Source organism: Streptomyces sp. NPDC055632, assembly GCF_053618675.1.
Genome location: NZ_JBSHHY010000012.1, coordinates 12,719 through 38,303, shown reverse-complemented (window position 1 = coordinate 38,303; position 25,585 = coordinate 12,719). Strand labels below are relative to the sequence as shown.

The following is a 25,585-nucleotide window of genomic DNA, read 5'->3' as shown; positions in this document are numbered from 1 at the left end:
CGCGCTCCGACGTGCCCCCTCAGCCTGTCACCGGAAGGCGGCGGCGGCACGGCGGGAACGCGGCGGAGGAGGGCCCCGCGGACGCGGCGGAGGAGGGCCCGCGGACCGCCCCGTCAGACCGCCGCGTCCGGCCCGCTCCGCTCGATGATCGCCGCCGTGTCCAGGCCCGCGGGAAGCGTGCCGAAGGCCAGGCCCCGGTCGCCGTCGAGCCGCGAGGCGCAGAACGCGTCCGCCACCGCCGGGTTCCCGTGCCGCACCAGCAGCGAGCCCTGGAGCACGAGCGCGAGCCGCTCCACGAGCCGCCGCGCCCCGTACGCCACCGCGTCGGGATCGCCGAGCCCCGCCAGCTCCTTGCGGAGCCCGGCGACCGCCGCGTCCAGGCGGCGGTCGGCGCCCGCGCCCCGGTCGACCTCCGCGAAGAACGCCTCCACCGCCTGCGGCTGACGGGCCATCGCCCGCAGCACGTCGAGCGCGGCCACGTTCCCCGACCCCTCCCAGACGGAGGGCAGCGGCGCCTCCCGGTAGAGCCTCGGCAGGCCCGAGTCCTCCACGTAGCCGTTGCCGCCCAGGCACTCCAGGGCCTCGGCCGCGTGCGCCGGCGCCCGCTTGCACACCCAGTACTTGGTGACCGCGAGGCCGAGCCGCCGCAGCTGCTCCTCCTCCGCGTCGCCGCGCGCCGCCCGGTCCACCGCCCCGGCGAGCCGCAGCGCCGCGACCGTGGCCGCCTCCGCCTCCACCGCCAGGTCGGCCAGGACGTTCCGCATCAGCGGCTGGTCGACGAGCCGCGCCCCGAACGCGCCGCGGTGCGTGGCGTGGTGGACCGCGTGCACGAGCCCGAGGCGCATCCCGGACGCCGAGCTGATCGCGCAGTCGAGCCGCGTCATGTTGACCATCCGGATGATGGTCGCCACCCCGCGCCCCTCCTCGCCGACCAGCCGGCCGAGGGCCCCCTCGTACTCGATCTCGGAGGAGGCGTTCGACCGGTTGCCCAGCTTGTCCTTCAAGCGCTGGAGGCGGATCGCGTTGCGGGTGCCGTCCGGCAGGACGCGCGGCACCAGGAAGCAGGACAGGCCGCCGGGCGCCTGCGCGAGGGTGAGGAAGACGTCGGACATGGGGGCGGAGGTGAACCACTTGTGACCGGTCAGCGCGTACAGACCGGGCTCGCCGGCCGGGACCGCCCGGGTCGTGTTCGCCCGGACGTCCGAACCGCCCTGCTTCTCGGTCATCGACATCCCGGCGATGATCCCGCGCTTCTCCGTCGGCACCCGCAGCCCGAAGTCGTACGACGGGGAGGTGAGCAGCGGCTCGTACGCCTCGGCGAGCTCCGGCTGGACGCGCAGCGCGGGCACGGCGGCGTACGTCATCGAGACCGGGCACAGATGGCCGGCGTCGGCCTGCCCCCACACGAACACCTTGGCCGCGCGCGCCACATGGGCGCCGGGCCGCTCGTCGGCCCAGGGCGCGCCGTGCAGCCCGTGCCGCACGGCCACGTCCATCAGGGAGTGCCAGTACGGGTGGAACTCGACCTCGTCGATCCGGTGGCCGTACCGGTCGTGGGTGTGGAGGACGGGGGAGTGGCGCTCGGCGAGCCGCCCCCACTCCTGCGCCTCGGCGCCGCCGGCCCGTGCCCCGAGCTCACGGACCTCCGCCTCGGCCCAGCCGGCGCCCTCCCGGCGCAGCGCCTCCAGGAGGGCGGGGTCGGCGGAGACGTCGTGACCGGTCAGCGGGGGGACCTGGTTGGTGACCTCATGCGTGGTCGGCATCGGGGACTCCCAGTGCTCGCAGGGTGAAGGTGACGAGTGCGGGTACGGTGCCGGGCCCGACGGACCCCTCCGCCAGCGGGCCGACGAGCGCCTCGGCGCCCGCCCCGACCAGCGCCGAGGCCGTCAGGACCGGGTCCTGGGGCGGCAGCTCGCCCGAGCGGACGCCCTCCTCGACACGGGCGGCGAACACGTCCCGGAACGCGCGCCGGAAGACGAGCCGCTCCGCGTCCACGGCCGGGTCGACGGGCTCGGCGAGCAGCGCGTAGGCGAGGCGCGGCGACTTCAGGGCGCGCTGGGCGAAGGTCTCGACGACGGCGACCACCCGCTCGGCGGCCGAACGGTGCCCGGGGTGCCTGGCCGCCTCGGAGACGGCCGCCACCTCCCGGCCCACCACGGTCCGGAAGAGCTCGACGGCGAGTTCGGACTTGCCGTCGAAGTGGCGGTACACGCTGCCCGTGGCGATCCCGGCCCGGGCGGCGACGGCCGCCACGGTGCACCCCGCGTAGCCCTGTTCGGCGAGCAGCCCGAGGGCCGCCTCGACGACGGAGGCGCGCTGTGCGTCGAGCCGGGCCTGGACGGCGGGGGTGCGTCGGTAGGGCATGGAAGGAGTGAAGCAGTGATTCACTGCTTCATCAAGGGTCCGGACGGGCGGGGCGAGGGACGGGGGCAAAAGGACTGCCCCGTCGTCCTGCGGAGGACGGCGGGGCAGCGGAGGGGGTGTCGGCCGGTGGGCCGACGGGGCCGGCGTCAGCCCGTGAAGACCTCGGTGAGCGACCAGATCGCGAGGCCCGCCATGCACACGCCGCCGACGCGCTGGACGGTCTTGAGGGGGACGCGCTTCGCGATGAAGCGGCCCGCGACCAGGGCGAGGGCGGAGACGCTGGTCAGGGCGGCGAACGAACCGATCGCCGTCGACCAGGTGCCGTTGGTGGCGGCCAGGTTGGCGGTGGTGATCTGGGTCAGGTCGCCCCACTCGCTGATGAACACGGCCATGAAGGCGGTCGAGAAGACGGGCCAGAAGCCGGTGACCGTCCGGCCGCCCGTGTCGTCGTTCTCGTCGTCGTCCCCGCCGCGCAGCAGCATGAAGGCGCCGAAGCCGAACATGAGCGCCGAGACGAGTTTGACGATCCAGCCCGGCAGCAGCCCGAGCAGGCTGCCGGCGCCCACCGCGATGGCGACGTGCGCCAGGAAGGCGGTGGAGGTGCCGATCCACACGTACAGGGGACGCATGCGCGTGCCCATGGCGAGGGACGCGAACATCGTCTTGTCGGGAAGCTCGGCGAGGAAGATCAGCCCGAAGGCGGTGAGGATCGCCAAGGGGTCGAGGTGCATACCGGGGCTCTCTGCTCGGTCCGGGCCGCCGGGCCCCGCACGACACCTCGGTGGGCGACGGGAGGACCACTCGGCCCGGCATGACGGACCGTGCCCACGGATGCGCGGGCGCGGTTGATGCCTGGCCGAAGGTCTCGCCCGTCCACGTCGTCCGTGGACCCGGTCACCGGGAACCCGGGGGTTCCAGTGTGTCGACGACCGGTTCGCAGGGCTACTCCCCTTCGCTGCCGTCCAGTGTAACGGACCGGGCGCGAGAGGGAGGAGACGCCGTCTGCTCGGATTCGGTAGACACTGTCTACTCAAGCTTGGTAGACAGTGTCCATGCAGAGAGATCAAGAAGGTCACGAGGAACACGGCCGGCAGGACGACGGCCACGAGGACGACGGGCGCGGGGACGACGGGCTGCGCGGGCGGCTCGTCCGGACCGGCGTCGAGCTCGTGAACGCCGAGGGCGCCCAGGCCCTCTCGCTGCGCGAGATCGCCCGCCGCGCCGGCGTCTCCCACGGCGCGCCCCGCCGCCACTTCCCCACCCACCTCGACCTCCTGTCGGCCATCGCCCGGCAGGGCTTCGCCGAACTGTCCGCCCGCGTCACCGCCGAGGACCGCGAGGACGCCGGGCCGCGCGAGCGGATCGCACTCCTCGCCCGCGTCCACCTCGACTACGCCGGATCGCGGCGCGGCATGTACGAGCTGATGTTCCGGCACGACCTGCTGGAGAGCGGGCGGCTCGGGCTGCGCGAGACGAGCCTGCCGCTCTTCGCCCGGCTCGCCGAACTGGTCGCCCGCGTCCGCCCCGACGCCGACCCCGTCACCACCGCGGGCGCCCTCTGGGCCAACCTGCACGGCATCGCCCAGCTCTGGCACTGGGGCAGCCTCCGGCTCGCGACCGGCGGCACCGACCCCGCCCCGCTGCTCGCGGCCGCCCTCGACGCCCACCTCGGGCCCGCGGAGCCGGCCCCGTGAACCGGCGCCGCACCCCCGTCCTCGCCTGCAGCGTCGTCGGAGCCGCCGTCGTCGCCCTCGACGGCACGGTCCTGACCGTCGCCCAACCCGCCCTCCAGCGCGACCTGCACGCCGACGTCGGCCAGGTCCAGTGGACCAGCACCGGCTACCTCGTGGCCGTCGCGAGCCTCCTGGTCTTCGCGGGCCGCCTCGGCGACCGCCACGGCCACCACCGCGTCTTCGCCGCCGGCGCCCTCGGCTTCGCCGCGGCCTCCGCCGGTGTCGCCCTGGCCCCCGGGATCGGGGCCGTGATCGCGCTGCGCGTGCTCCAGGGGGTGTGCGGGGCGCTGCTCCAGCCCGCCACCCTCGGCATGCTGCGCACGGCCTTCCCGCCCGACCGGCTCGCGACCCCGATCGCCGTCCGCACCGCCGTCATCGGCCTCGCGGCCGCCGCCGGACCGCTCGTGGGCGGCGCGCTGGTCTCCTCGTACGGCTGGCGCTCCGTCTTCCTCCTGAGCGTTCCGCCGACCCTCGCCATCGGCCTCCTGGCCCTCACCACCCGGGAGCCGGCCCCTCGCACACGAGAGGCGGAAGCGCCCCGCCGGGCGGTCCCCGGCCTCGCCGCGCTCGACCCGGTCGGCGCCCTGCTGCTCGCCGTGGCCCTGGGGCTGCTCGTCCACGGGCTCGTCGAGGCCGCGCGGCCCGGCGGCGCCGGCTCCGGTGCGCTCGCGTGTGCCGGAGCCGCCGTCGCCGGGATCGCCCTCGCCCGGCACGAGCGCCGCGCCGCCCACCCCCTGCTGCCCTCGGAACTGCTCCGCAGCGTGCCCGTCGTCGCGGGGGTCGCCGCCCTCCTCGCCGCCTCGGCCGCCCTCTTCGGCTCGCTGTTCGTGGCGACGTACTTCCTCCAGGACGTCCAGCGCCTCGACCCCCTCACCTGCGCGCTGCGCGTCCTGCCGCTCGCCCTCCTCATGGTGCTCGGCGCGCCGCTCTGCCCGCCGCTCCAGCGCCGTTTCGGCCCCCGCCGCACGGCGACGGCCGGCGCCGTCCTCCTCACGCTCGGCGTCCTGCTGCTCTCCCGCCTGGACGCCACGGCCGGCGCGGTCTCCGTCGGCGGCTGCTCCGCCCTCCTCGGCGCCGGCTTCGTCACGCTCATGGTCACCGCCACCTCCGTCGTCGTGCACCGCGCGCCCGAGGCCCACGCCGGAGTCGCCGGAGGCCTCCAGCAGACCGCCATGAACGTCGGCCCGGCGCTCGGCGTCGCCACCGCGACCCTCCTGCTCACCCTCGTACCGCACGGAGGATTCGTACCGGCGGAGGGCGCCGCGCTCCCGGCTCTGACGGCGATCGCCGCCCTCGCGCTGCCCGCCGCCCTCGCCCTCCCCGGCACCGCCCACCGGAGGACACGCCCGGAGCCGGTCCCGCCCCGCCCAGGCCGACGGCCCTGCGTACGATCATGAAATGCCCGCAGCCGGTCCCCGCAGCAGTCCAGGCACGGCGACGCGCACCCAGCTCACCATCGGCCGTGCCCTGCCCTTCCTGGTCCTGCTCCTGACGGCCCTCGCCGACCTGCTCACCCCCGACGAGGAACGCTTCGACCGCCTCCTCGTCGCCGCGCCCGCCCTCGCCGCCGTCACCTGGAGCGTGCGCGGCACGGTCGGCATCGGGCTGCTCGCGATGGCGGTCCGCGTGCTGCTCGGCCTCGACCGGGGCGGGGACCCCCTGCCGGAGACCCTGGCGAGCGAGACCGTCCTCGCCGTCGTGACCGCCGCCTCGGCCTGGGCCAGCAGGGTCCGCACCCGCCGCGAACGGGACCTGCGCGAACTCACCGCCGTCGCCGAGGTCGTCCAGCGGGTCGTGCTGCGTCCCCTGCCCCGCCGCCTCGGCCGGTTCGAACTCCACCTGCTGTACGTCGCGGCCGCCGCCAAGGCCAGGATCGGCGGCGACTTCTACGAGGCCGTCGAGGTCCCCGGAGCCGTGCGCGTCATGCTCGGCGACGTCCAGGGCAAGGGGCTCGGCGCCGTCGAGACCGCCTCGGTCCTGCTCGGCGCGTTCCGCGCCGCCGTCCACGACGCCGAGGACCTGGCCGTCCTCGCGGACCGTCTCGACGAGGGCCTCGCCCGCTACGGCGCCTGGGACCCGGACTCCGACGCGGCCGAACGCTTCGCCACCGTCGTCCTCGTGGAACTCCCCGACGACCGGGACGTCGTACGGCTCCTCAGCCGCGGCCACCCGGCCCCGCTCCTCCAGCACGGGGGCGGGGTCGAGCCGGTGCGCTTCGCCGACCCCTCGCTCCCCGTCAACCTCGCGGGCCTCGCCGAAGGCCGCCACCGCATTGAGGAGGCCCCCTTCGGCCCGGGGGACCGGCTGCTCCTCTACACCGACGGCGTCAGCGAGACCCGCGACCGGGCGGGCGCCTTCTACCCGCTGGAGGCGCGCCTGCGGAGCTGGGACCGGGAACCCTCCGCGGGCCTCCTGGAACTCCTCCGCCGCGACCTCACCGCCTACGGCGGCAGGGGCCCCGACGACGACGTGGCCGCCCTCCTGGTGGTCCGCCCGCCCGACGCCCCCTGAACGCCGGGCGGTTCCCGGTCCCGCGCCCCGCCGTCACACCGCCGGGGCGAGTCCCAGGTGCTCCCGGAGCGTCGTCCCCGTGTACGCGGTCCGGTACACGCCCCGCTCCTGGAGCTCCGGCACGAGCAGCTCCACGATGTCGTCGAGGCCGTCCGGCACGAGGTACGGCGAGATGTTGAAGCCGTCCAGGGCGCCGTGCCGGACGAACCGCGCGAACTTCTCGGCGAGCCCGGCGGGAGTCCCGACGTGCCCGCGCTGCGGGCCCAGCTCGATCACCGTCTCGCGCAGCGACCAGCCGTTGGCCCCGGCCTTGGCCCGCCACTCGGCCACCACCTCCCGGGGATCGTCCACCCAGCGCGTCCCGAACTTCCCCTGGTCCTCGGCGACCACCGGGTCCTCGGCGGGCAGCGGCCCGTCGGCGTCCCGCCCGGACAGGTCGAAGCCCCACAGCCGGCTCGCGATGCCGAGCGCCACCGCGGGCGTGACCTGTTCGAGGCGCACCCAGCGGGCCTTCTCCTCCGCCTCCTTCTCGGTCGCCCCGATGACGATCTCCGTGCCCGGCAGGATCCGCAGCGCGTCCTCGGCCCGGCCCGCCGCCCGCAGCCGGCCCCGGACGTCCTCGGCGAAGGCGAGGGCGTCGTCGAAGTCCGTGCCGTGCGCGGAGAAGATGACGTCCGCGTTGCGGGCCGCGAAGTCCCGGCCCTCGCCGGAGTCGCCCGCCTGGAAGATCACCGGATGCCCCTGGGCGCTGCGCGGCAGGGTCGGCACCAGGTCGACGTCGAACTGGGCGCCCTCCGCCCGTACGCGTCCCACCGCCCCCGGCACCGACCAGGAACGGGCCTCGGCGGAGTCCGCCACCGCGCCCTCCGCCCAGCCGTTCCACACGGCGCGCGCGACGGACAGGAACTCCTCGGCGCGCCGGTACCGGTCGGCGTGGTCGAGGAACCCGCCGCGCCGGAAGTTCTCGCCGGTCCAGGCGTTGTGCGTGGTCACCACGTTCCAGCCGGCCCGGCCGCCGGAGAGCAGGTCGAGCCCGGCGAGCCGCCGGGCGAGGTCGCCCGGCTCGTTGTAGGTGGTGTTGGAGGTGGAGACGAGCCCGATCCGCTCGGTCGCGGCGGCGAGCGCCGACAACTGGGTGATCGAGTCGGGCCGGCCCGCCACGTCCAGTTCGTGGACGCCTCCCCGCGACTCGCGCAGCCGCAGGCCGTCGCCGAGGAAGAAGGCGTCGAAGAGGCCGCGTTCGGCGGTCCTGGCCACCCGCAGGAAGGAGGCCGGGTCGATCTGGGAGCCGCTGGACGGGTCCGACCAGATCGTCCAGTGGTTGACCCCCTGGAAGAACACCCCGAAGTGCAGCTGCGCGTCCGGGCGCGGGACGTCGTGCGGATCGGTGCGGGTCATCGGGTCTCCTCCGGAACGGGCGCGGCGGCGCCGTCGGTCGTGAAGCGGCTGAGGGGCCGGGGGAGGCCCAGGGAGGTGCGGAGGGTGGTGCCCGGCAGGGGCCGGGCCGCGAGCCGCCGCACGAACAGCTCGGGCAGGACGAGCCGGGAGAGCACGGCGAGGTCCTCGTCGAGGACGAGCGGCCGCAGCCGCACCCCGTCGACGCGCCCGCCGAGCTCCGCGAGCAGCTCCACCAGACCGGCGGCCGGACCGGTGTACCGCAGCCGCTCGGGGCGGCCCTCCCACGGCGCGTACCGCTCCAGGTCGGCGATCCGCTTCTGCGCCGTCTCGCGCGGGGTGTCGAGCGCCACCTCGACCTCGGCGAAGGCGAGCGGCGCACCGGCGGCCGAGGCCGCCGCGCCCGCCTCGGCCGGGGTCGGGCCGTCGACCAGCGCCACGTCGACCAGCTCCGCCGGGACGAGACCGGCGGGCGCCAGGACCACGGGCCGGCCCTGCGGCGGACGCGGCACGATCGACGGCCCCTTCACGGAGTACGTCTCGCCCGCGAAGTCCACGTAGTGCAGCCGCGACCGGTCCAGGTACCGGCTGGTGGCCACCGACCGGATCACCGCGTCGTCCTCCCACGAGTCCCACAGGTCCCGTACGACCCGGAGGCCGTCGCGGGCCTCGCGGGCGATCGCGTCGGCGCCCTCGACGACCGGGCGTCCCCAGGCACGCGCGGCGGCCGGGTCCTCCTCGGTCCCCACCACCCAGCCGGCCCGGCCGGACGAGACGTGGTCGAGCGAGGCGATCTGCGAGGAGACGTGGAACGGCTCGGCGTACGTGGTCGCGAGGACGGGGGCGATGCCGAGGACGCTCGTCGACGCGGCCGCGAACGCGGCCCGTTCGACCGCGCCGATCCGGCCCACCGGGCCGGTGCCGTCGGCGGAACCGGGCGGCAGGACCGAGTCGTCGAGGGTGACCAGGGTGAACCCGGCGTTCTCGGCGGCGGCCGCGGTCCGGGCGAGCCGGCGCGGGCTCAGCAGCTCTCCGGGGGCGTGCGCGGCACGGCGCCACGCGGCGGGATGGGCACCGTCGCCGTCGATCTCGACGGCCAGGTGCAGGGCGGGCTGGGGCATGGGAGTCCTTCCGAACGGCAGGGGCGCACGGCGGCACGGCAGCGGTGCGGGACACGGCTGCGCGGGGCCGGGCGACGGGACGTCACGGGGCGCGCGGACCCGGGCGTGGCGGGATCGCCGCGAAGTCCCGCGCCGGGCGGGCGACGGGACGCGCGGGCCCGCGGGGCGGGGTCAGGCGCGAGGGGAAGGACAGATGGCCGAGGCGGTGCGGCAGAAGTCGACGTGCCGACGGCAGACGAGGCGGGCACCCGCCCGGACCGGGGCGTGCGGCGCCGTGGTCGCTGTGAGCACGTACGCCTCCCCCGGGTCTCGGCCCCGCCCGGACGCGGACGGAGACTCCTCACCATAGGCAGGCGGCCTTCCGCGCTGTCAAGGTCGTCTCGCCGCACGGGGCCGCCCGTCCGGTCGGCACGTCAGAAACGCTGCGGAGGAGGGGAGTTGAAGGGAGCCGGACACCGGAACCAGGGGGGTACCCGTGGGGGACGGGCACGCCCCCGTCTCAGACCCGAGGTTGATCGAAAGTGGGCCCACGGGCGGACGTGCGGGACCGCTCCCGGCGCCTACCGTGCCCGCATGACTCGACTCACCAGGGCCGTCGCGGCCACCGCTCTCGCCTGTTCCCTCGCCTTGACCGCCGGAGTCGCCACCGCGGCCACCTCCGACGCCCCCGGCGCGCGTACGGCGGCCACGCATCCGGTGCGGCCCGCCGCCCTCCCCGCGCCCACCGGACCGCACGCCGTCGGCAGCACGGTCCTGCCGCTGGTCGACCGGTCCCGCACCGACCCCTGGGTGCCCACCGCCGACGGGCGGGCGCTGATGGTCACGCTCCACTACCCGGCCGCCCGCTCCGGCGGCGGCAGCCCCGCCCGGTACGCCACCCGGGAGGAGGCGCGGCTGCTCGCCGAGCAGCTCGGGCCCGGCGTCTCCGGCGACGTGCTCGCCCGGACGCGCACCCACGGCGGGACCGACGCCCGGCCCGCGCCGGGCCGCCACCCCCTGGTGGTCCTTTCGCCGGGCTTCAGCGTCTCCCGCTGGACGCTCACCTCCCTCGCCGAGGACCTCGCCTCGCGCGGCTACGTCGTCGCCTCCGTCGACCACGCCTACGAGTCGTTCGGGATCAGCCTCCCCGGCGGCCGCACCCTCACCTGTGTCGCCTGCACGGCCCTCGACGAGGGCGGGGTGCACGGGAGCGTGGTCACCACGACCCGCGCCGCCGACGTGCGGTACGTCCTGGACCGGCTCGTCGGCCCCCGGTCCGTCTGGCGGCACGCCGACGTGATCGACGCCCGCCGGATCGGCATGGCGGGCCACTCCATCGGAGGGGCGAGCGCGGCCACCGCGATGGTGGCCGACCGGCGCATCGACGCCGGGATCAACATGGACGGCGCCTTCTGGGAGGAGCTTCCCCCGGAGGGTCTGCGGGGCCGCCCGTTCATGATGCTCGGCACCCACGACGAGACGCACCTGCCCGGCGGGACCGACACCAGCTGGGACCGGACGTGGTCCGCGCTCGACGGCTGGAAGCGCTGGATCACCCTGGTCGGGGCCGACCACTTCTCCTTCTCGGACGGGCCCGTGATCTCGCGTCACTTCGGCCTCCCCGAGCCGGAGCTGCCCGCCGACCGGGCCGTCGCCCTCACCCGGACGTACGTCTCGGCCTTCTTCGACCGGCACCTGCGCGGCCTTCCGCGCCCGGTCCTGGACGGCCCGTCCGCGGCCGCCCCGGAGGCGCACTTCCAGAACCCCTGACCGGGGGACCCGTCCCTCAGGAGCGGTACGGAACGTTCTCCGCCGCCCAGTCGGCCAGGACCCGCGCGCACCCGGCGACCGATTCGCGCCAGGTGCGCGCGGCGCCCTCGCCGGCCTCGTCGCTCACGTGCTTCACGACGCGCAGTGGCACTCCGGCGACCGCGGCAACGTGCGCGAGGGCGTACCCCTCCATGTCGACGAGGGCCGCCTGCTCCGCGAGCCGGGCGCGGGCGGTCTCGTCCGAGATGAAGGTGTCGCCGGTGGCCAGGACCACGTCACCGCCGTCCGGCAGGGTCAGCGGCGCCCCGTACGACTCGCCCGTCAGCATGGCGAGCAGCCGTCCGTCGAAGTCGTGCTGCACCACCGTGCCGACGACGTGCGTCCCGGTCAGGCCCGGCCGCAGCGCCCCGGCCGTCCCCAGGTTCACGATCCCGGACGGCCGGGGCCCCCGGCCGAGCACGGTCGCCAGCGCGGTCGCGGCGTTCACCTTGCCCATGCCGGTGAGCAGCACCGGCAGCCCCGTGTCGAGGAACTGCGCCTCCTCCTTGACGGCGAGCACCAGCAGGGGGCGGTCGCCCGTGATCTCTCCCAAGAGTTCCATGGGCGCCACGCTAGTTCGAGGTCCCGTCCGCCGTGCAACCGGGATGCCCGGAACCGCCCGTCCCACCGTGACGCAGGGTCACTCCCTCCCCACGCGGCGCCGTGGCGCACGGCCGCGAGGGCCCTCCCGACGGCCTGTTTCCCGCCATGGGCCGGATTCTTGCCGCAGGACGCTTGTGCGCGGCCCCGGCGCCCGGCACGCTCCTCGTATGAACACGGCCAGGCATGCCAGTGAACGTCTGATGAGCTGGCCCTCGCTGACCCCCGGCCGTGCCCACTGCGGCGCCGAGGTCGGACTGGGCACCGCGACGCAGGAGATCGTGCACTTCCACGGTGAGCACGAGGCCGACGTCCACCTCACCCGCGCCATGATCGCCAAGCTGCGTCCGGCCCTCCTCGGGTCGAGCGCCGTCCGCCTGCGCGCCGGGTCCGGGTGGGTGACGGTCCGTCTGGACATGGGCTCCGACATCGACCTGCTCGCCACCCTGGTGAGCGCGGCCCTCCAGGCCAGCGGCGCCCCCGACACCGTCCCGGACGGCTGCACCCGCACCCACCCGGTCCCCGGCGTCCGCGGAGGACTCTGAGCCCGCGCGCTCCGTGTCGCGCGACGCGGAGGGCTACGCCGGGATCGGGAACAGCATGCACGTGCTGGTCGCGTGGCCGAGCAGCCGGTCCTCCGCGTCGTACAGCCCCGCCTCCGCGAGCGACGTGCGGCGCCCCCGGGTCAGCACCGTGCCGACCGCCCTGACCTTGCCGGTGGCGATCGTGATCGGGCGGAGGAAACGGGTCGACAGGTCGAGCGAGGTGTACGCCGTCCCCTGAGGGAGCGTGGAGTGCACCGCGCACCCGGCCGCCGAGTCGAGCAGCGTCGCGTACACGCCGCCGTGCACGCTTCCGATCGGGTTGTAGTGCTCCTCGGCCGGCTCGAAGGAGAACACCACCCGCCCGTCCTCGACCTCTTCGAGGGCGAAGCCGAGGAGCGCGGCGATCGGCGGTCCGGGCAGCCGCCCGGCGGTGATCTCCCGCAGGAAGTCGAGCCCCGCCATCGTCCCCGCCGCCCGCGCGGAGGCCGCGGGATCCTCCCACTCGACCGTACGCGTCCGTCCCACGACCACACTCCGCTCACTTCGACCTGCTGACTTTGCATCCCGAAGCTAGCCGTCCCGAAAGCTGACTGTCAACGACACAGCCAGGTGGTTAGAGTGGGACGATGAAGTGGCTGGAGACGGACACGGAGAACTGCTCGGTCCGGCGCGCCCTGGACCTGGTCGGCGAGAAGTGGACCCTGCTGATCCTGCGGGACGCGTTCAACGGCGTGCGCCGCTACGACGAGTTCCGCCGGCACCTCGGGCTCTCCGAGGCCGTCCTCGCCGACCGCCTCCGCAAGCTCGTCGCGGCGGAGGTCCTGCGCGCCGAGCCCTACCGCGAGCCGGGCGCCCGGACGCGGTACGAGTACCGGCTCACCTCCAAGGGCGTCGACCTCTGGCCCGTTCTCCTCGCGCTCAAGCAGTGGGGCGACGTCCACGCGGAGGCTCCCGGGGGCCCCGTCCTCGACGTCCGCCACACCGACTGCGGAGCCCCCGTCCGCGTGGTCGTCCAGTGCGAGGGCGAGGAGCGGGCCGCCCTCTCCGCCCGCGACGTCACCGTCCGCCCCGGCCCCGGCGCCCGCCCCCTCCCGACCTAAGCCCCCTCCCGACCTAAGCCCCCTCCCGACCTAAGCCTCCTCCCGGCCTGAGCCTCCTCCCCGCCTGAGCCTCCTCCCGGCGCCCGCTTCCCGGACTCCCGGCGGCCCCGGGCCCCGCTCTCGCCCTTCCGGGGCCCGGCCCCCTCCCTCCGGACACCCGCCCCACCCGTTCGGCGGCACCCCCGCGATGCCGCGCCGCCCGGCCGGGTACCTCACGAGGCATGCCCTCCACACCCGGTCCGCCGCACGACGGTGCCCCCACCGAACACGGCCACTGGTTCCGACGGGTCCACGACCGCGTCGCCGCCTCCCCCGTCGGCCTCGCGTGGAACCGCGGCCGCGCCATGGAACTCATGCACCGCGCCATGGGCTTCGCGGCGCTCAGCCTGCTCACCCTCGTCCCCCTCCTCATCGTCGTCGCGGCGGCCGACCTCGCCAGGGGACAGGGCTTCGCCCGCTGGCTCGTCCAGGGCCTCGGCGTCACCGAGGTCTCCCAGGAAGAGGTCGAGCAGCTCTTCGGCCGGCCGGGACAGGCCCTGCAACGCACCACCGCCTTCGGCCTCGCCGCCCTCGCCGCCTTCGGCGTCACCTTCGGATCCGCCGTGCAGACCGGGTACGAACGGGTCTGGGACCTTCCCACGGCCCGCTGGCACACCATGTGGCGGCACGTCGTCTGGCTCGCCGTCCTCATCGGGGCCCTCCTCGTCTTCGTCGCCTTCCCCGCCCCCGAGGACGCCCCGGCCCTCACCACCGCCGCCGTCGCCCTCGGCGACACCCTCGGCACCTTCCTCTTCTTCTGGTGGTCCCAGCGCTTCCTGCTCTGCGGACGCATCCGCTGGCGCGCCCTCCTCCCCGGAGCCGTCCTCACCGCGCTCGGCCTCCTCGGGCTGCGGATCTTCTCCCAGCTCGTCTTCTCCCCCCTCATCGCCTCGAACGCGGTGACGTACGGCCAGTTCGGCACCGTCCTCGTCCTCCAGTCCTGGCTCGTCGGCGTCGGCTTCGTCGTCTATGGCGGCGCCCTCGTCGGCCGCCTCGTCCACGAGCAGCTCGTCCGCCGCCGCCTGCGCCACCTCCTGCACCGCCCCGGAGGCCCCGCGGGAAGGGCCTGATCACACGATCCGGTGATCCGTCCGCGAGCGGCCGGGCCGCGCTCCCGCGACCGCTTGGATGGAGGCGATCCCATCGGCCCGTCGAGAGAGAGCCGCCCCATGGCGAACACCTGGCTGCCGCCCGTCGAGTACGTAGCGACCCTGCCGAGAGCGACGGCCTACGCCTGCCTCTACTTCACCGACACCAGGGGCCGCCCCCTCCAGCTGCGCGCCACCTACCACTCCCGGATGTGGCAGTGGCCCGGCGGCAACATGGACCCGGGGGAGACGCCCTGGGAGACGGCGGTGCGCGAGTGCCGCGAGGAGACCGGCATCGTCTTCACCGGCGAGCCCCGGCTGCTCGGCACCCACTTCACGACCGACCGGGGCGACGCCTGGCCCGCCAACCACATCGGCTTCGTCTTCGACGGCGGCGAGCTGACGGACGAGCAGATCGCCGCCGTCGTCCTCGACCCCGACGAACACAGCGAGTACCGCCTGCGCACCCTCGACGAGTGGGAGCGGGAGATGGACCCGGCCGAGTTCGCCCGCCTCGCGGCGACCGACCGCGCCCGGCGGACCGGAATCCCCCTGTACGTGGAGACCGGTTCGTAGGAAAGGCGAGCGCGTGCCGGTGCGGCCGACCGGCCGCACCGGCGGCGCGCCTCAGGACCGGCAGCCCACCGGATGGGCGATGTCGACCACGAGGCGCTCCGGCGCGTGCAGCCGGAAGGCCTTGTGGACCGGTTTGGCGTCGAAGGCCGCTCCGACGGTGACCACGCCCTCGAAGTCGCCCGTCAGCGCGACCCCCTTGAGCGCGGGCAGGGAGACCTCGGCCAGTCGGGGACCCCGGTACACGGACCTTCCGGCGTCGTCGTGGGCGGCGGCGGGGGAGAGCCTGATCTCCAGGAAGTACTTCCCCGCCAGCGGGACCTTCCGCCCCGAGCCGTCCTGGTACAGGGCGGAGACCTGGCGCACGGTGACCGCGGGCGCGGCGCCCCGCACGTCGATCACGAGCCGGTCGAAGGCCGCGTGGCCGCCCCAGCGGGCGCCGACGACCAGGGCCGTGGCCGGGGCCGGCCCGCTCCGGGGCGGGGTGCCGGCCGCGCCCGCCGGGATCGTGGCGCCGATCCCGGCGGTCAGCAGGACTCCCGCGGCGACGGCGGAGACGGCGGCGAACGCATGACGGTGCTGCATGACGTCCCCCATTTCCTGGTGCTCGGGGACAGTGGTGTCACTGGGGGAGACACTCGCCACGGCCGTACGGTTCCACCCGATATGGGGTAGAAGTGCGCTATGTGCTGGAGCGCGACGGCCGACCTCTGGGCGGGCCTCGGGATCGGCGCCGTGGGCGCGGCCTCCCTCGCCTCCGTACGGCGTCCCGGGGACGCGCCGCTCGCCGCCCTGCCCCTGCTCCTGGGCGCCCACCAGATCGTGGAGGCCGCCGTCTGGCACGCCGGCGGCGGATCCGGGCCCGCCACCCTCGCCTGGGCCGTCATCGCCCTCCCCCTGCTGCCCCTCTGGCTCCCCGTCGGCGTCCTGACCGCCGCCCGCCCCGCCGACCGGCCACGCCTGCTCGTACCGCTCGCCGCCGGCCTCGCGACCGCCGGCGTCCTGGCGCACCGGCTCGCCACCGGCCCCGTCACCGCCGAGATCCGCGGCCGCGCCCTCGGGTACGTCGTCGACCTGCCGCACGCGCCGCTGCTCCTCGCCGCCTACCTCCTCGCCACCGTCGGCGCCCTGCTCCTCGCCCGCGACCGGCTCCTGCGGCTCCTCGGGGTCCTGACCGGGGCCGGAGCCGTCGTCTGCGCCCTCCTGTGGACCACCGAGTTCGTCTCCACCTGGTGCGCCCTCGCCGCCGTCGCCTCCCTGCTGCTCCTCGTCTGGGCACGGGGCCGGACCGGGCCCGATCCGCGTCCGATCCGAGAAAGCCCGTAACCCCTCGGCCGTTCGGCAGTTGACCCGGGCATGAAGAAGCGCAGCATGCTCGCCATCGCCTCCCTCGCCGCAGGTGTCGTCACCGCCCTCATCACGCCTCCGCCGCAGGCGAACGCCGTCGTCGGGGACAACCCCGTCGGCAGCCCCCTCGGCCTCCTCCAGGAGGACCGGGGCGCCGAGACCGTCCTCCAGGACACCGTCCAGGGCGCCGGGGGCGCCCTCCAGTCCCCGGAGACCGGCGGACTGCTCTAGCCGCGGCCCCGTTCGTCCCCCGTGTCCGACGGCGAGAACCGTGCCCCGCGCCCCCACGGGCGGCGGGGCACCGGCGCGCCGTGACACGGCCGGAGGCAGCCCGTGCGCACCCGGTGCGCGAGTAATGACAGGATGTCCCCATGAGCGACAACGTTTACTTCGACATCACCATCAACGACGAGCCCGCGGGCCGCATCGTCTTCCAGCTGTTCGACGACGTCGTGCCGAAGACCGCGCAGAACTTCCGTGAGCTCGCCACCGGCCAGCACGGCTTCGGTTACGCCGGTTCCCCGTTCCACCGCGTCATCCCGCAGTTCATGCTCCAGGGCGGCGACTTCACCAACGGCAACGGCACCGGCGGCAAGAGCATCTACGGCGAGAAGTTCGCGGACGAGAACTTCCAGCTGAAGCACGACCGCCCGTTCCTGCTCTCGATGGCCAACGCCGGCAAGAACACCAACGGCTCGCAGTTCTTCATCACCACGATCATCACCGACTGGCTCGACGGCAAGCACGTCGTCTTCGGCGAGGTCGTCGAGGGCCAGGACCTGGTCAAGAAGATCGAGGGCCTCGGCTCCCCCTCCGGCTCCACCAAGGCCGCCATCAAGGTCGCCGAGTCCGGCGTCGTGAAGGCCTGATCGCCTTCCGGAGCTGAGCGGAGGGCCCCGAGCCCCGCTCACCGACCCCGGCCGGGGCGGGAACGCGGTCCCACGGACCCGTGTTCCCGCCCCGCCGTGTTCTTCCGGAGGCCCGCCGCGCTCCGAAGCCGGCCGCGGCTCCGAAGAGCCCGGCGCGGCCCCGGGAGAGGGCTCAGCCCTCCGAAGACCCCTGCTCGCCGAAACGGCGCTCGAACCTGGCGATCCGGCCCTCGGTGTCCACGGTCCGCGCCTTGCCCGTGTAGAACGGGTGGCTCTCGGAGGAGATCTCGACGTCGATCACGGGGTACGTGTTGCCGTCGTCCCACTCGATGGTCCGGTCGCTGGTCGCGGTGGAGCGGGTCAGAAACGCGTACCCGGCCGAGCGGTCGCGGAAGACCACGGGGCCGTACTCGGGCTGCTTGTCCTGCTGCACGTGTCCTCCTCGGGCTGCCGCCCTGACTCGTCCGGCCTGATCGGCGCGGCACCCCCAGCCTCCCCGGGGCCGGGGCCGCCGACCAGTGCCGCGGGCCCGACCGGGTGAACCGGGTGACGGGACACGCGCACGCGTACCGCCCCCGCACCCCTCCGGACAGCTCCTTCGCCCGGCGCGGACCCCCCGTACGCTCCTCCGACCGGGCGCGGCCCCCCCTCGTACGGCTCAGCCGCCCTCCGGCCAACGTGCCGCGAGCAGCAGGGCGATGTCGTCCGGCCGGGCCGTGGCCTGCCGGGCCTCCCGGGTCAGCCGGTCGGCCGTCTCCGAGAGCGGCAGGGAGGCCGTCGCGGCGAGCGCCCGGCGCAACCGCTCGATCCCCTCGTCGATGTCCCTGCCCGGCCGCTCCACGAGCCCGTCCGTGAACAGCGCGAGCACCGCCCCGGGGGCCAGCCGCAGCCGGGACACCGGGTACGTGGCCCCGTCGTCGATCCCGAGGACCATCCCGCCCGCCAGGTCCAGCTGTTGCGCCGTCCCGTCCGGCCGCAGCAGCAGCGGCTGCGGATGCCCCGCCCGCACCGCCCGCGCCTCGCCCGTCTCCGGATCGAGCAGGACGTAGCAGCAGCTCGCGAACTGCCCCGGGTCCAGGTCGATCAGGAGCCGGTTGGTGCCCCGCATGACGTCCTGCGGCCGGTGGCCCCCGAGCGCGAACGCCCGCACCGCGCTGCGCAGCTGGCCCATGGTGGCGGCGGCCGCCACCCCGTGGCCCTGCACGTCGCCGATGACCAGGGCGAGCCGCCCCTGACCCGTCTCGATCACGTCGTACCAGTCCCCGCCCACGTCCATGCCCTGTGTGCCCGGAAGGTAGCGGCCCACCGTGTCCACCCCGACCCGGACCGGCAACCGGTGCGGCAGCAGCGCGTCCTGGAGCCCGCGCGCGACCGCCGACTCGGTGTCGTACCGCTGCGCCCGCTCCAGGGCCTGCGCGATCAGCCCCGCGAGCGCCGTGAGGACGGTCCGTTCCTCCGGGCTGAACCCGCGCGGCTGGTCGAAGCCGAGGATGCAGGAGCCCACCGGCCGGCCCGAGGCGATCAGCGGCAGGAACGCCCGCGCCCCCTCCTCCGCGTCCAGCGGAAGACCCGGATACGCCCGGCCCAACTGCTCCATCGACTCGAAGAACAGCGGCCTGCCCGTCGTCAGCGTCACCACTCCCGGCACCCGCGCGTCCAGGCCCACGCCGTCGAAGGGTTCGAGGAAGCCCTGCGGGAAACCCGTCTCCCACGCCAGGTAGAGGCGCCGGTCGCTCAGCAGGTAGATCGCCAGCTGCCGTCCGCCGAACGCCGGCAGCAGCTCCTCCGTCACCACCGCCGACACCTGGCGCGCCGTCACCGCCTCGGTGAGCGCGATCGCGAGGGCCACCGGCCGGTACAGGTCCGCCGCCCGGTCCCCGGGCGAGGCCAGGTCGTCCGCGATGCGCCGGCCCGTCCCGGCCCCGTGCGCGAGGACCGCCGCCCCCTCCTCGGGCTGGAGCACCATCGTCACCCCGTCCCGCCCCGGATGCAGCGAGACCGACAGCCAGTGGCCCCCCTCGGGGCGGGCCAGGAAGCGCACCGGTTCGCCCGAGAGCAGGGCGGCGCGCAGCTGCTCCTGGTGGAAGGCGTGCCCGAACCAGGGCAGCGCCTCCCACAGCGGCCGCCCGGCCAGGTCCCTGCGCGGCCGGCCGAGCAACTGCTCCGTGCGCTCGTTGACGTACGTGACGCGGCCGAGCCGGTCGACGGCCAGGAGCGCCCGCGGCAGCCGGTCGGTGGCGTCCGAGCCGATCAGGCCGGTACCGAGGTCGACGAGGGTGCCCACGAGTCTGGAGCCCTTCTCGGCGCCGGTCCGCCGCGCGCGTGCGGACACCTCCAGGAGGTGCAGCCCGCCGTCCGGGCCCTTCAGCCGGAGCCGGCGCACCAGGGGGCGCCCGCCGGCGCCCGTCGAGTGCCGGGCCGCCGCCCACAGCGCGTACCCGTCCTCCGGCTCCAGGAGGGACATGAGGGCCTCGATCGTGCAGGGCGAGGGCACGCCCGCGCCGAGGATCTTCAGGAGCCCCTCGTCCATCGTCACGGTGCCCGCGGCCAGGTCCCAGTCGAAGGAGCCGAACCGCACCGGCGGTCCCGAGCCGGTCGGCAGCTGCACGCACACCGGATCGCCCGCCCACTCGACCGTCGTCCCCCGGTGGGACAGCTCGGCGAGGGCCTCGCCGAGCCGGAGCGCGCCCCGCGTCATCCGGCTCCGGTCCCGCCCGTCCACCGGCACGCCCGGGGTGGGCGCGCGCAGCGCCACGAGCACGCCGAAGCGCTCACGGCCCGCCGTCACCGGCGCGTACAGCGACGCGAAGGGGAACGGCAGGCTCGCCACCAGCTGGGGGAAGCGCCGCATCGCCTCCTCGACGTCGGCGAGGTGGACGGCCTGGCCCGAACGGTGGACCTCCGCCACCGGGAACGGACGATTGGCGTGCATCCGCCACCACGGACGGAACAACGGTCCCGGCAGCCCCACGAGGACCGCGAGCCGCAGCAGACCGGGCGTCTCGGAGCGCAGGTACACCCCGCCCGCGTATCCGCCGACCTCCTCCACGGCCCCGAGCGCCGCCTCCGCGAGCGCCCACGTCAGGGCGACGGGAGCGGGCTCGCCGCCGGCTCCGCTCCCGGACGGACGCCCGGTACCGCCCGCCGGGCCGGGGCCGGAAGCGCCGTGCGAGGTCACACAGCCAGGATGCCCCGGGAGCCGAAGCGCCCGCATCCCGGGAGGACCCTCCACCGGTCGAGGACGTTGACCACGTGCGTCCGTGCCGTCACACTCGGTGGTCGACCGCCGCCGTCGAAGCGCGGCGGCGCCACCGCGCGACCAGGGGGCACGATGACCGGCCGGGTTCTTCCGTACGACGTCCACGGCGAGGGGCCGGTGAGGGCTCTCGTGCTCCACGACTGGTTCGGCGACCGCACCGGCTTCGCCCCGCTGCGCGCCCATCTGGACGGCGCCGTCGGCACCTACGCCTTCGTCGACTGCCGCGGCTACGGCGAGGCCCTCGACCACGAGGGCGCCTACACGATGGAGGAGGTCGCCGCCGACGCCCTGGCGGTCGCCGACGACCTCGGCTGGGACTCCTTCTCCGTCATCGGCCACTCGATGGGCGGCAAGGCGGCCCAGCTGGTGCTCCTCGAAGCCCCCGGCCGGGTGCGCTCGCTCATCGGCGTCTCGCCGGTCTCCGCCGCCGGATTCCCCCTCGACGGGGAGTCCTGGGAGCTCTTCGCCGGTGCCGCGGGCGAGCCGGCCAACCGGCGCGCGATCATCGACCGCACCACCGGCGGCCGGTACGACGACGCCTGGCTCGGCAGGCTCGTCGACCGCTCCCTCGGCCGCTCCTCCGCCACGGCCTTCCGCGCCTACCTGGACTCCTGGTCCCGCGCCGACTTCCACGAGCGCGTCCGCGACAACCCCACGCCCGTCCTCCTCGTCGTCGGCGCGCACGACCCGGCGCTCGGCGCCGAGGCGATGGAGGGCACCTGGCTGCGCTGGTACCCCAACGCACGCCTGGAAGTACTCGAGGACGCCGGGCACTACGCCCCCGAGGAGACCCCGAAGGCCCTCGCCGAGGCCATCGAGGCCTTCCTCGCCGCCTGACGGGCCGCGGTCCGCCGCGCCGGGCGGGCCGACGTGCCTACCCTGGAGGAACGTGGTCGTCCGTCCCGGGTCCGCCCGGGCGGCCGCACAGGCGGAAGGGCGTCGGACCATGTTCTTCAGCGATCGCAGCGACGCGGGGCGGCAGCTCGCCGCCCGGCTCGACCACTTCAGGGGCCAGGACGTCGTGGTCCTCGGCCTCCCGCGCGGCGGCGTGCCGGTGGCCGCCGAGGTCGCCGACGCCCTCGACGCCCCGCTCGACATCTGCCTCGTGCGGAAGCTGGGCGTGCCCCACCGGCCGGAGGTCGCGATGGGCGCGATCGGCGAGGGCGGCGTGCGGGTGCTCAACGACGGGGTGATCCACGAGGCCGGAGTGGACGACCGCGCGCTGGCCGCCGTGGAGGAGCGCGAGCTGGCCGAACTGGACCAGCGCACCCGCCGCTACCGGGGCAGCCGGACGCCCGTGCCCCTCGAAGGACGGACGGTCCTCGTCGTCGACGACGGGCTGGCCACCGGTGCCACGGCCCTGGCGGCCTGCCGGGTGGTCCGCGCCCGGGGAGCGGCCCGGATCGTCCTCGCGGTGCCGGTCGCCCCGCCCGGCTGGACGGCCCGCCTGGGAGGCGAGGCCGACGAGACCGTCGGCGTCCGCACCCCGGAGGGGTTCTACGCCGTCGGCCAGTTCTACCGGGAGTTCCCGCAGACGCCGGACGACGAGGTGATCGCCTGTCTGGACCGGAGCCGGGCCGCGCGCGACCCCGTCGTCCGGGACACGGACGTACGGATCCCGGTCGACGGCGCCGTCCTCGCCGGGAGGCTCGCCGTGCCCGAGGGGGCCGTCGGGCTCGTCCTGTTCGCCCACGGCAGCGGCAGCAGCCGCCACAGCCCCCGGAACCGGGCGGTCGCGGCGGAGCTGAACAGGGCCGGCCTCGGGACCCTGCTGTTCGACCTGCTCGGCGAGGCCGAGGCGGCCGACCGGGCGCACGTCTTCGACACCCCGCTCCTCGCGGGACGGCTCGCCGGGGCCACGGAGCGGCTGGCCGAGCGGCCCGACGTCGCGGGCCTCCCGCTCGGCTACTTCGGCGCGAGCACGGGGGCGGCGGCCGCGCTGTGGGCGGCGGGCGACCCCGCGTCCCCCGTCGCCGCCGTCGTCTCGCGCGGCGGGCGGCCGGACCTCGCGGCCGACCGCCTGGCCGGGGTGCGGGCCCCGACCCTCCTGGTGGTGGGCGGCGAGGACCCGCTGGTCCTGGACCTCAACCGGCGGGCCGGGGCGCTGCTGCGCTGCGAGCACCGGCTGGCCGTGGTGGAGGGCGCCACCCACCTCTTCGAGGAGCCCGGCGCCCTGGAGGAGGTGGCGGAGCTCGCCACCTCCTGGTTCACCGGGCACTTCCGGGGCCGGGGAGCCCCGTCGGCCGGTGCGGACTAGTAGGCCCCGTTGACGTTGTCGATGGAGCCGTAGCGGTCGGCCGCGTAGTTGCAGGCGGCGGTGATGTTGGCGACCGGGTCGTACAGGTCCATCGCCGTGCCGGGCACGTGGTAGGCGAGGAACGTCGGCTCGATGACCTGGAGGAGGCCCTTCGAGGGGGTGCCGTTGACGGCGTTGATGTCCCAGTTGTTGATGGCCAGCGGGTTGCCGGAGGACTCGCGCATGATGTTGCGGTGGATGCCCTCGTAGGAACCGGGGATGCCGTGCCGGGCCATGATGTCCAGCGACTCCCGGATCCAGCCGTCGAGGTTGTCGGTGTACTGGGGGACGGCGGCCGGGGCGGCGGCGACCGCGGGAGCGGCGGCGGAGGCACCCGTGCCGGTGGTGGCGGCGGTCGGCGTGGCACGGCGCTCGGAGCGGTTCGCCCGTTCGGCCGTACCGGACTTCTCCGCCTTCGCGGTGCTCTTCCGCTCGGCCTTTTCCTGCGTCTCGGCCCGCGCGGGAGCGGCCTCGACCGAACCCCGATGAATCGTCAGTTCCAGACCGGGGTGAATGAGTGACGGGTTGTCACCCACAGCGCTCTGGTTGGCGCGGTAAAGGCTCTTCCAGCCTCCCTGAATTCCCTTCTTCTGGGCGATCAGAGAAAGCGAGTCACCGCTCACGACGGTGTACGTGCGCGCGGCCGCCGGGGCGGCCGGGGCCTTGGCGGCGACCGGGGCGGCGGGAGCGGCGAAGGCCTCGGCGGCGATCTCCGGGGTCCCGGCGGCGGGTGCGGCGGTCGCGGCTCCGGCCGTGGTGGAGGCGATCAGGGGCAGGGACAGCGCGGCCCCACCGGTTCCGACCAGGGCCAGACCGCGGGAGACGCGGCTGCGGCGGGGGCGGCGGTGCTTACCGTGTGCAGGCATGACGGATTCCTCTCCGGCGCCTACGAGGTGAGCTGTCGGGTTCGGACGGGAGATGTCCGGCCGCGCGCACGCGGCTGCACCCCGAGCCGTCCCGGATTCCGGGCCGGCGTATTCGTGGGTCCCCCGCTCCTGCCGTCGGGTGAAAAGGGAGGTTGTCGAGCGGCGGCAGGATTAGGCGTTCCGCTCGAATGGGGGTGACCGTAGGCCAGTAATGCGGCGAATAACAAGAGGATCAGAGCGGCGGCCCCTGTAATTGGATCACCGAATTCGGGGAATTCAAGATCGGCCGGGCCGCAGAAGTGCCGAACTTCCTTGTGCGGTATGGGGCGGGGCGGGCGGGGGCCGCGTGGCGGGCCGTGCGGAGTGAGTCGCGTCACCCGGTGAGTTATGTCCGAATATGCGGCGTAATTCCATTGATGGAGAAATAAGGCGAAAATCTACGGAGTGAGGCCTTCGGGAGGATGAGGGGGGCTTTATTCGCATCGGAGTCACTCAAGGGCAAAGGGTGCAAAGCCGACATCCTTCTCGAAGGATGGAGTGCCCGACCCAGGAGCCGCCCGATGCCCCCCGCCGTTCCCCAGCTCGCCCCCGACGTCCCCGACGCCCTCGACCGCGAGGCCGCCGCCCTCTACGAGAGCGCCGTCTGGCAGCGGCTCGTCACCGACTGGACCGCCCCCGAACCGCCCGCGCCCGCCCCCGGGCCGCTGCCGCCGGGGGAGGGGCGGAGCTGGCGGGACCTGCTCAGCGTGCCCGTGGACCGGCTCGTGGCCGAGGCGCTCGACGCGCTCCCGGCCCCTGGCCCGGCCGAGCGCCTCCCCGGCCGGATCGGCGCCGTGCTGCCCGACCGTCTCCATGCCTGGCGCCGCATCGGCCGACCCGAGCTGCGCCCCTCGGTCCACCTCGGCTACGCGCGCCTCGTCCTCACCGAGTGGGGCTGGCAGAACGCCCCGTACAGACTGCGCGACAGGCGCGGGGCCCGCTGTGTCTGCGGGGCGCTCCTCGCGGCCCACCGCCTCGGCCACGGCGGCGCGGACACCATGAACGAGGCGGCCGCCTGGATCATGACCGAGCTGCGGTCGCGGGGCTGGCGGGACCTCATCGGTCCGTGGAACAGGGCCCCCGGGCGCGCGGCCGAGGACGCGCTCGCCCTCCTCGACGCCACGATCCGCCGCGCCGCGCACGCCGGCCGCTGACGGTGCCGCGCCCGCCCTCCCCTCCGATCGTCGGGGCCGGTCGTCGAAGCACTCCTTCGCCAGGGGTGACGGGCGGGTCAGACGGTGAGGACCTTCACCCCGGCCTCGGTGAGCCGGGCGACCGTCTCCGGCGCGATGCCGGTGTCGGTCACCAGGGTGTCGATCCGGTCCAGGCCGCAGATCCGCGCGAACGCCCGGCGGCCCATCTTCGAGGAGTCGGTCACCACGACCACCCGGCTCGCCCGTTCCGCGAAGAGCCGGCTGATGCTCGCCTCGTCCTCGTGGTGCGCCATCACGCCCAGCTCGGCGTCGATCCCGTCGACCCCCAGCACCACCACGTCGAGCACCACCTCGCTGAGCACCCCGACGGTCAACGGGCCGACCAGTTCGTAGGTCTGGGGCCGGGCGACGCCGCCCGTCGTGACGATCTTGATCTGCGGACGCACCGCGAGCTCGCCCGCGATGTTGAGCGCGTTGGTGACCACGGTCAGCGCCGGGCCCGAGGGCGCCGTCACCGGGCCGGGGCCCTCGGCGCGTCCGCTCGCGAACCGCAGCGCCAGCGCCCGCGCCACCTCCGTCGTCGTCGTGCCGCCGTTGAGCCCGACGACCTCGCCGGGCGCGACCAGGTCGGCCGCGGTCTCCGCGATCCGCTTCTTCTCCGGCGCGTGCCGCGTCGACTTGTACCGCAGGGGGAGTTCGTACGACACGCCGTGCGCGACCGCGCCGCCCCGCGTCCGTACGAGGAGCTGCTGCTCGGCGAGTTCGTCGAGGTCCCGGCGGATCGTGGCCGCGGAGACGTCGAGCGTCGTCGCCGCCTCCTCCACCTCGATCCTTCCCGAGGCCGCCAGTAGTTCGAGGAGCGTGTTCCACCGCTCGTGCTTGGACATGGGTCCCTCCC

At 75.1% G+C, this 25,585-nt stretch carries 26 protein-coding genes and 1 riboswitch; of the genes, 14 read left to right on the top strand and 12 right to left on the bottom strand.

All coding sequences use genetic code 11. The features are described 5' to 3' along the window. Positions 1–113 precede the first annotated feature (113 nt). The 3 genes from ACWGSR_RS17560 to ACWGSR_RS17550 form a co-directional block, all read right to left on the bottom strand. Positions 114–1,763 carry an acyl-CoA dehydrogenase family protein gene (locus ACWGSR_RS17560; RefSeq protein WP_376236407.1) on the bottom strand — a complete coding sequence of 550 codons (1,650 nt, stop codon included), beginning with the start codon at positions 1,761–1,763 and terminating at the stop codon, positions 114–116. Then, a complete protein-coding gene (locus ACWGSR_RS17555; protein ID WP_453567296.1) occupies positions 1,747–2,364 on the bottom strand; it encodes a TetR/AcrR family transcriptional regulator in 618 nt (205 codons plus the stop codon). The genes ACWGSR_RS17560 and ACWGSR_RS17555 overlap by 17 nt, the downstream gene beginning before the upstream one ends. A 146-nt stretch (positions 2,365–2,510) precedes the next feature. Continuing rightward, on the bottom strand, positions 2,511–3,095 hold the full coding sequence (locus tag ACWGSR_RS17550) for a TMEM165/GDT1 family protein (protein WP_376236403.1): 585 nt from the start codon (positions 3,093–3,095) through the stop codon (positions 2,511–2,513). Positions 3,096–3,416: 321 nt separating this feature from the next. Between ACWGSR_RS17550 and ACWGSR_RS17545 the strand changes: the two genes are divergently transcribed. From ACWGSR_RS17545 to ACWGSR_RS17535, 3 genes are read left to right on the top strand one after another with little or no spacing between them, the layout of a single operon-like run. Beyond that, the gene (locus ACWGSR_RS17545) at positions 3,417–4,058 is read left to right on the top strand and encodes a TetR/AcrR family transcriptional regulator (RefSeq protein WP_453567294.1); all 642 of its coding nucleotides are present in this window, start codon (positions 3,417–3,419) and stop codon (positions 4,056–4,058) included. After that, entirely contained in the window at positions 4,055–5,494 is a 1,440-nt protein-coding gene (locus ACWGSR_RS17540; protein WP_453567292.1) for an MFS transporter, read from the top strand. The genes ACWGSR_RS17545 and ACWGSR_RS17540 overlap by 4 nt, the downstream gene beginning before the upstream one ends. A gap of 1 nt (position 5,495) precedes the next feature. Then, on the top strand, positions 5,496–6,608 hold the full coding sequence (locus ACWGSR_RS17535) for a PP2C family protein-serine/threonine phosphatase (protein WP_376236396.1): 1,113 nt from the start codon (positions 5,496–5,498) through the stop codon (positions 6,606–6,608). Between the two features lie 33 nt (positions 6,609–6,641). On the opposite strand, the gene ACWGSR_RS17530 is transcribed toward ACWGSR_RS17535, so the two are convergent. Continuing rightward, positions 6,642–8,006 (bottom strand): NtaA/DmoA family FMN-dependent monooxygenase, encoded by a 1,365-nt coding sequence (locus tag ACWGSR_RS17530; protein WP_453567290.1) that lies wholly within the window; start codon positions 8,004–8,006, stop codon positions 6,642–6,644. Next, positions 8,003–9,124: an LLM class flavin-dependent oxidoreductase gene (locus ACWGSR_RS17525; protein ID WP_376236392.1), complete on the bottom strand. Its 1,122-nt coding sequence runs from the start codon at positions 9,122–9,124 to the stop codon at positions 8,003–8,005. Before ACWGSR_RS17525 ends, ACWGSR_RS17530 begins: the two co-directional genes overlap by 4 nt. A 573-nt stretch (positions 9,125–9,697) precedes the next feature. On the opposite strand from ACWGSR_RS17525, the gene ACWGSR_RS17520 reads away from it, so the two are divergent. Continuing rightward, entirely contained in the window at positions 9,698–10,873 is a 1,176-nt protein-coding gene (locus tag ACWGSR_RS17520) for an alpha/beta hydrolase family protein (RefSeq protein ID WP_453567287.1), read from the top strand. Positions 10,874–10,889: 16 nt separating this feature from the next. Here ACWGSR_RS17520 and ACWGSR_RS17515 read toward each other — a convergent pair whose 3' ends face one another. Further along, positions 10,890–11,474 (bottom strand): nucleosidase, encoded by a 585-nt coding sequence (locus ACWGSR_RS17515; RefSeq protein WP_376236387.1) that lies wholly within the window; start codon positions 11,472–11,474, stop codon positions 10,890–10,892. Between the two features lie 208 nt (positions 11,475–11,682). Here ACWGSR_RS17515 and ACWGSR_RS17510 point away from each other — a divergent pair, with 208 nt between their 5' ends. Beyond that, positions 11,683–12,057: a luciferase domain-containing protein gene (locus ACWGSR_RS17510; protein WP_376236384.1), complete on the top strand. Its 375-nt coding sequence runs from the start codon at positions 11,683–11,685 to the stop codon at positions 12,055–12,057. A gap of 33 nt (positions 12,058–12,090) precedes the next feature. Here the strand turns inward: ACWGSR_RS17510 and ACWGSR_RS17505 are convergent, their stop codons facing one another. Further along, complete coding sequence (locus ACWGSR_RS17505) at positions 12,091–12,582, bottom strand: PaaI family thioesterase (protein ID WP_376236382.1); 492 nt, start codon at positions 12,580–12,582, stop codon at positions 12,091–12,093. 101 nt (positions 12,583–12,683) lie between these two features. Between ACWGSR_RS17505 and ACWGSR_RS17500 the strand changes: the two genes are divergently transcribed. From ACWGSR_RS17500 to ACWGSR_RS17490, 3 genes are all read left to right on the top strand, one after another. Then, entirely contained in the window at positions 12,684–13,157 is a 474-nt protein-coding gene (locus tag ACWGSR_RS17500) for a winged helix-turn-helix transcriptional regulator (RefSeq protein ID WP_453567284.1), read from the top strand. Positions 13,158–13,378: 221 nt separating this feature from the next. Then, positions 13,379–14,266 carry a YhjD/YihY/BrkB family envelope integrity protein gene (locus ACWGSR_RS17495; RefSeq protein WP_376236377.1) on the top strand — a complete coding sequence of 296 codons (888 nt, stop codon included), beginning with the start codon at positions 13,379–13,381 and terminating at the stop codon, positions 14,264–14,266. Between the two features lie 99 nt (positions 14,267–14,365). Beyond that, positions 14,366–14,860, top strand: a complete 495-nt coding sequence (locus ACWGSR_RS17490) for an NUDIX domain-containing protein (protein WP_453567282.1) — start codon at positions 14,366–14,368, stop codon at positions 14,858–14,860. Between the two features lie 51 nt (positions 14,861–14,911). Here ACWGSR_RS17490 and ACWGSR_RS17485 read toward each other — a convergent pair whose 3' ends face one another. Further along, complete coding sequence (locus ACWGSR_RS17485; RefSeq protein ID WP_453567280.1) at positions 14,912–15,442, bottom strand: AMIN-like domain-containing (lipo)protein; 531 nt, start codon at positions 15,440–15,442, stop codon at positions 14,912–14,914. 99 nt (positions 15,443–15,541) lie between these two features. On the opposite strand from ACWGSR_RS17485, the gene ACWGSR_RS17480 reads away from it, so the two are divergent. The 3 genes from ACWGSR_RS17480 to ACWGSR_RS17470 all read left to right on the top strand — a co-directional run bounded on the left by ACWGSR_RS17480 (position 15,542) and on the right by ACWGSR_RS17470 (position 17,073). Further along, positions 15,542–16,183 carry a DUF6629 family protein gene (locus tag ACWGSR_RS17480; RefSeq protein WP_453567278.1) on the top strand — a complete coding sequence of 214 codons (642 nt, stop codon included), beginning with the start codon at positions 15,542–15,544 and terminating at the stop codon, positions 16,181–16,183. A 30-nt stretch (positions 16,184–16,213) separates the two neighbouring features. Further along, entirely contained in the window at positions 16,214–16,435 is a 222-nt protein-coding gene (locus ACWGSR_RS17475; protein WP_376236368.1) for a hypothetical protein, read from the top strand. 140 nt (positions 16,436–16,575) lie between these two features. Further along, positions 16,576–17,073: a peptidylprolyl isomerase gene (locus ACWGSR_RS17470; protein WP_376236365.1), complete on the top strand. Its 498-nt coding sequence runs from the start codon at positions 16,576–16,578 to the stop codon at positions 17,071–17,073. 172 nt (positions 17,074–17,245) lie between these two features. Here ACWGSR_RS17470 and ACWGSR_RS17465 read toward each other — a convergent pair whose 3' ends face one another. Together ACWGSR_RS17465 and ACWGSR_RS17460 are read right to left on the bottom strand one after the other, a co-directional pair. Beyond that, a complete protein-coding gene (locus tag ACWGSR_RS17465) occupies positions 17,246–17,506 on the bottom strand; it encodes a type B 50S ribosomal protein L31 (protein WP_030212502.1) in 261 nt (86 codons plus the stop codon). 225 nt (positions 17,507–17,731) lie between these two features. Beyond that, on the bottom strand, positions 17,732–20,251 hold the full coding sequence (locus ACWGSR_RS17460) for a SpoIIE family protein phosphatase (RefSeq protein ID WP_376236360.1): 2,520 nt from the start codon (positions 20,249–20,251) through the stop codon (positions 17,732–17,734). Between the two features lie 153 nt (positions 20,252–20,404). Between ACWGSR_RS17460 and ACWGSR_RS17455 the strand changes: the two genes are divergently transcribed. Next, positions 20,405–21,169 carry an alpha/beta fold hydrolase gene (locus tag ACWGSR_RS17455; protein ID WP_376236357.1) on the top strand — a complete coding sequence of 255 codons (765 nt, stop codon included), beginning with the start codon at positions 20,405–20,407 and terminating at the stop codon, positions 21,167–21,169. Between the two features lie 109 nt (positions 21,170–21,278). Then, positions 21,279–22,589, top strand: a complete 1,311-nt coding sequence (locus ACWGSR_RS17450) for a phosphoribosyltransferase family protein (protein WP_376236354.1) — start codon at positions 21,279–21,281, stop codon at positions 22,587–22,589. Here the strand turns inward: ACWGSR_RS17450 and ACWGSR_RS17445 are convergent. Continuing rightward, a complete protein-coding gene (locus tag ACWGSR_RS17445) occupies positions 22,586–23,494 on the bottom strand; it encodes a LysM peptidoglycan-binding domain-containing protein (RefSeq protein ID WP_453567274.1) in 909 nt (302 codons plus the stop codon). The genes ACWGSR_RS17450 and ACWGSR_RS17445 overlap by 4 nt on opposite strands. A 4-nt stretch (positions 23,495–23,498) precedes the next feature. Then, positions 23,499–23,655: riboswitch (cyclic di-AMP (ydaO/yuaA leader) on the bottom strand. A 399-nt stretch (positions 23,656–24,054) separates the two neighbouring features. Here ACWGSR_RS17445 and ACWGSR_RS17440 point away from each other — a divergent pair. Further along, a complete protein-coding gene (locus ACWGSR_RS17440) occupies positions 24,055–24,687 on the top strand; it encodes a DUF6197 family protein (protein WP_453567272.1) in 633 nt (210 codons plus the stop codon). Between the two features lie 77 nt (positions 24,688–24,764). On the opposite strand, the gene ACWGSR_RS17435 is transcribed toward ACWGSR_RS17440, so the two are convergent. Beyond that, the gene (locus ACWGSR_RS17435; RefSeq protein ID WP_376236345.1) at positions 24,765–25,574 is read right to left on the bottom strand and encodes a DeoR/GlpR family DNA-binding transcription regulator; all 810 of its coding nucleotides are present in this window, start codon (positions 25,572–25,574) and stop codon (positions 24,765–24,767) included. Positions 25,575–25,585 lie beyond the last annotated feature (11 nt).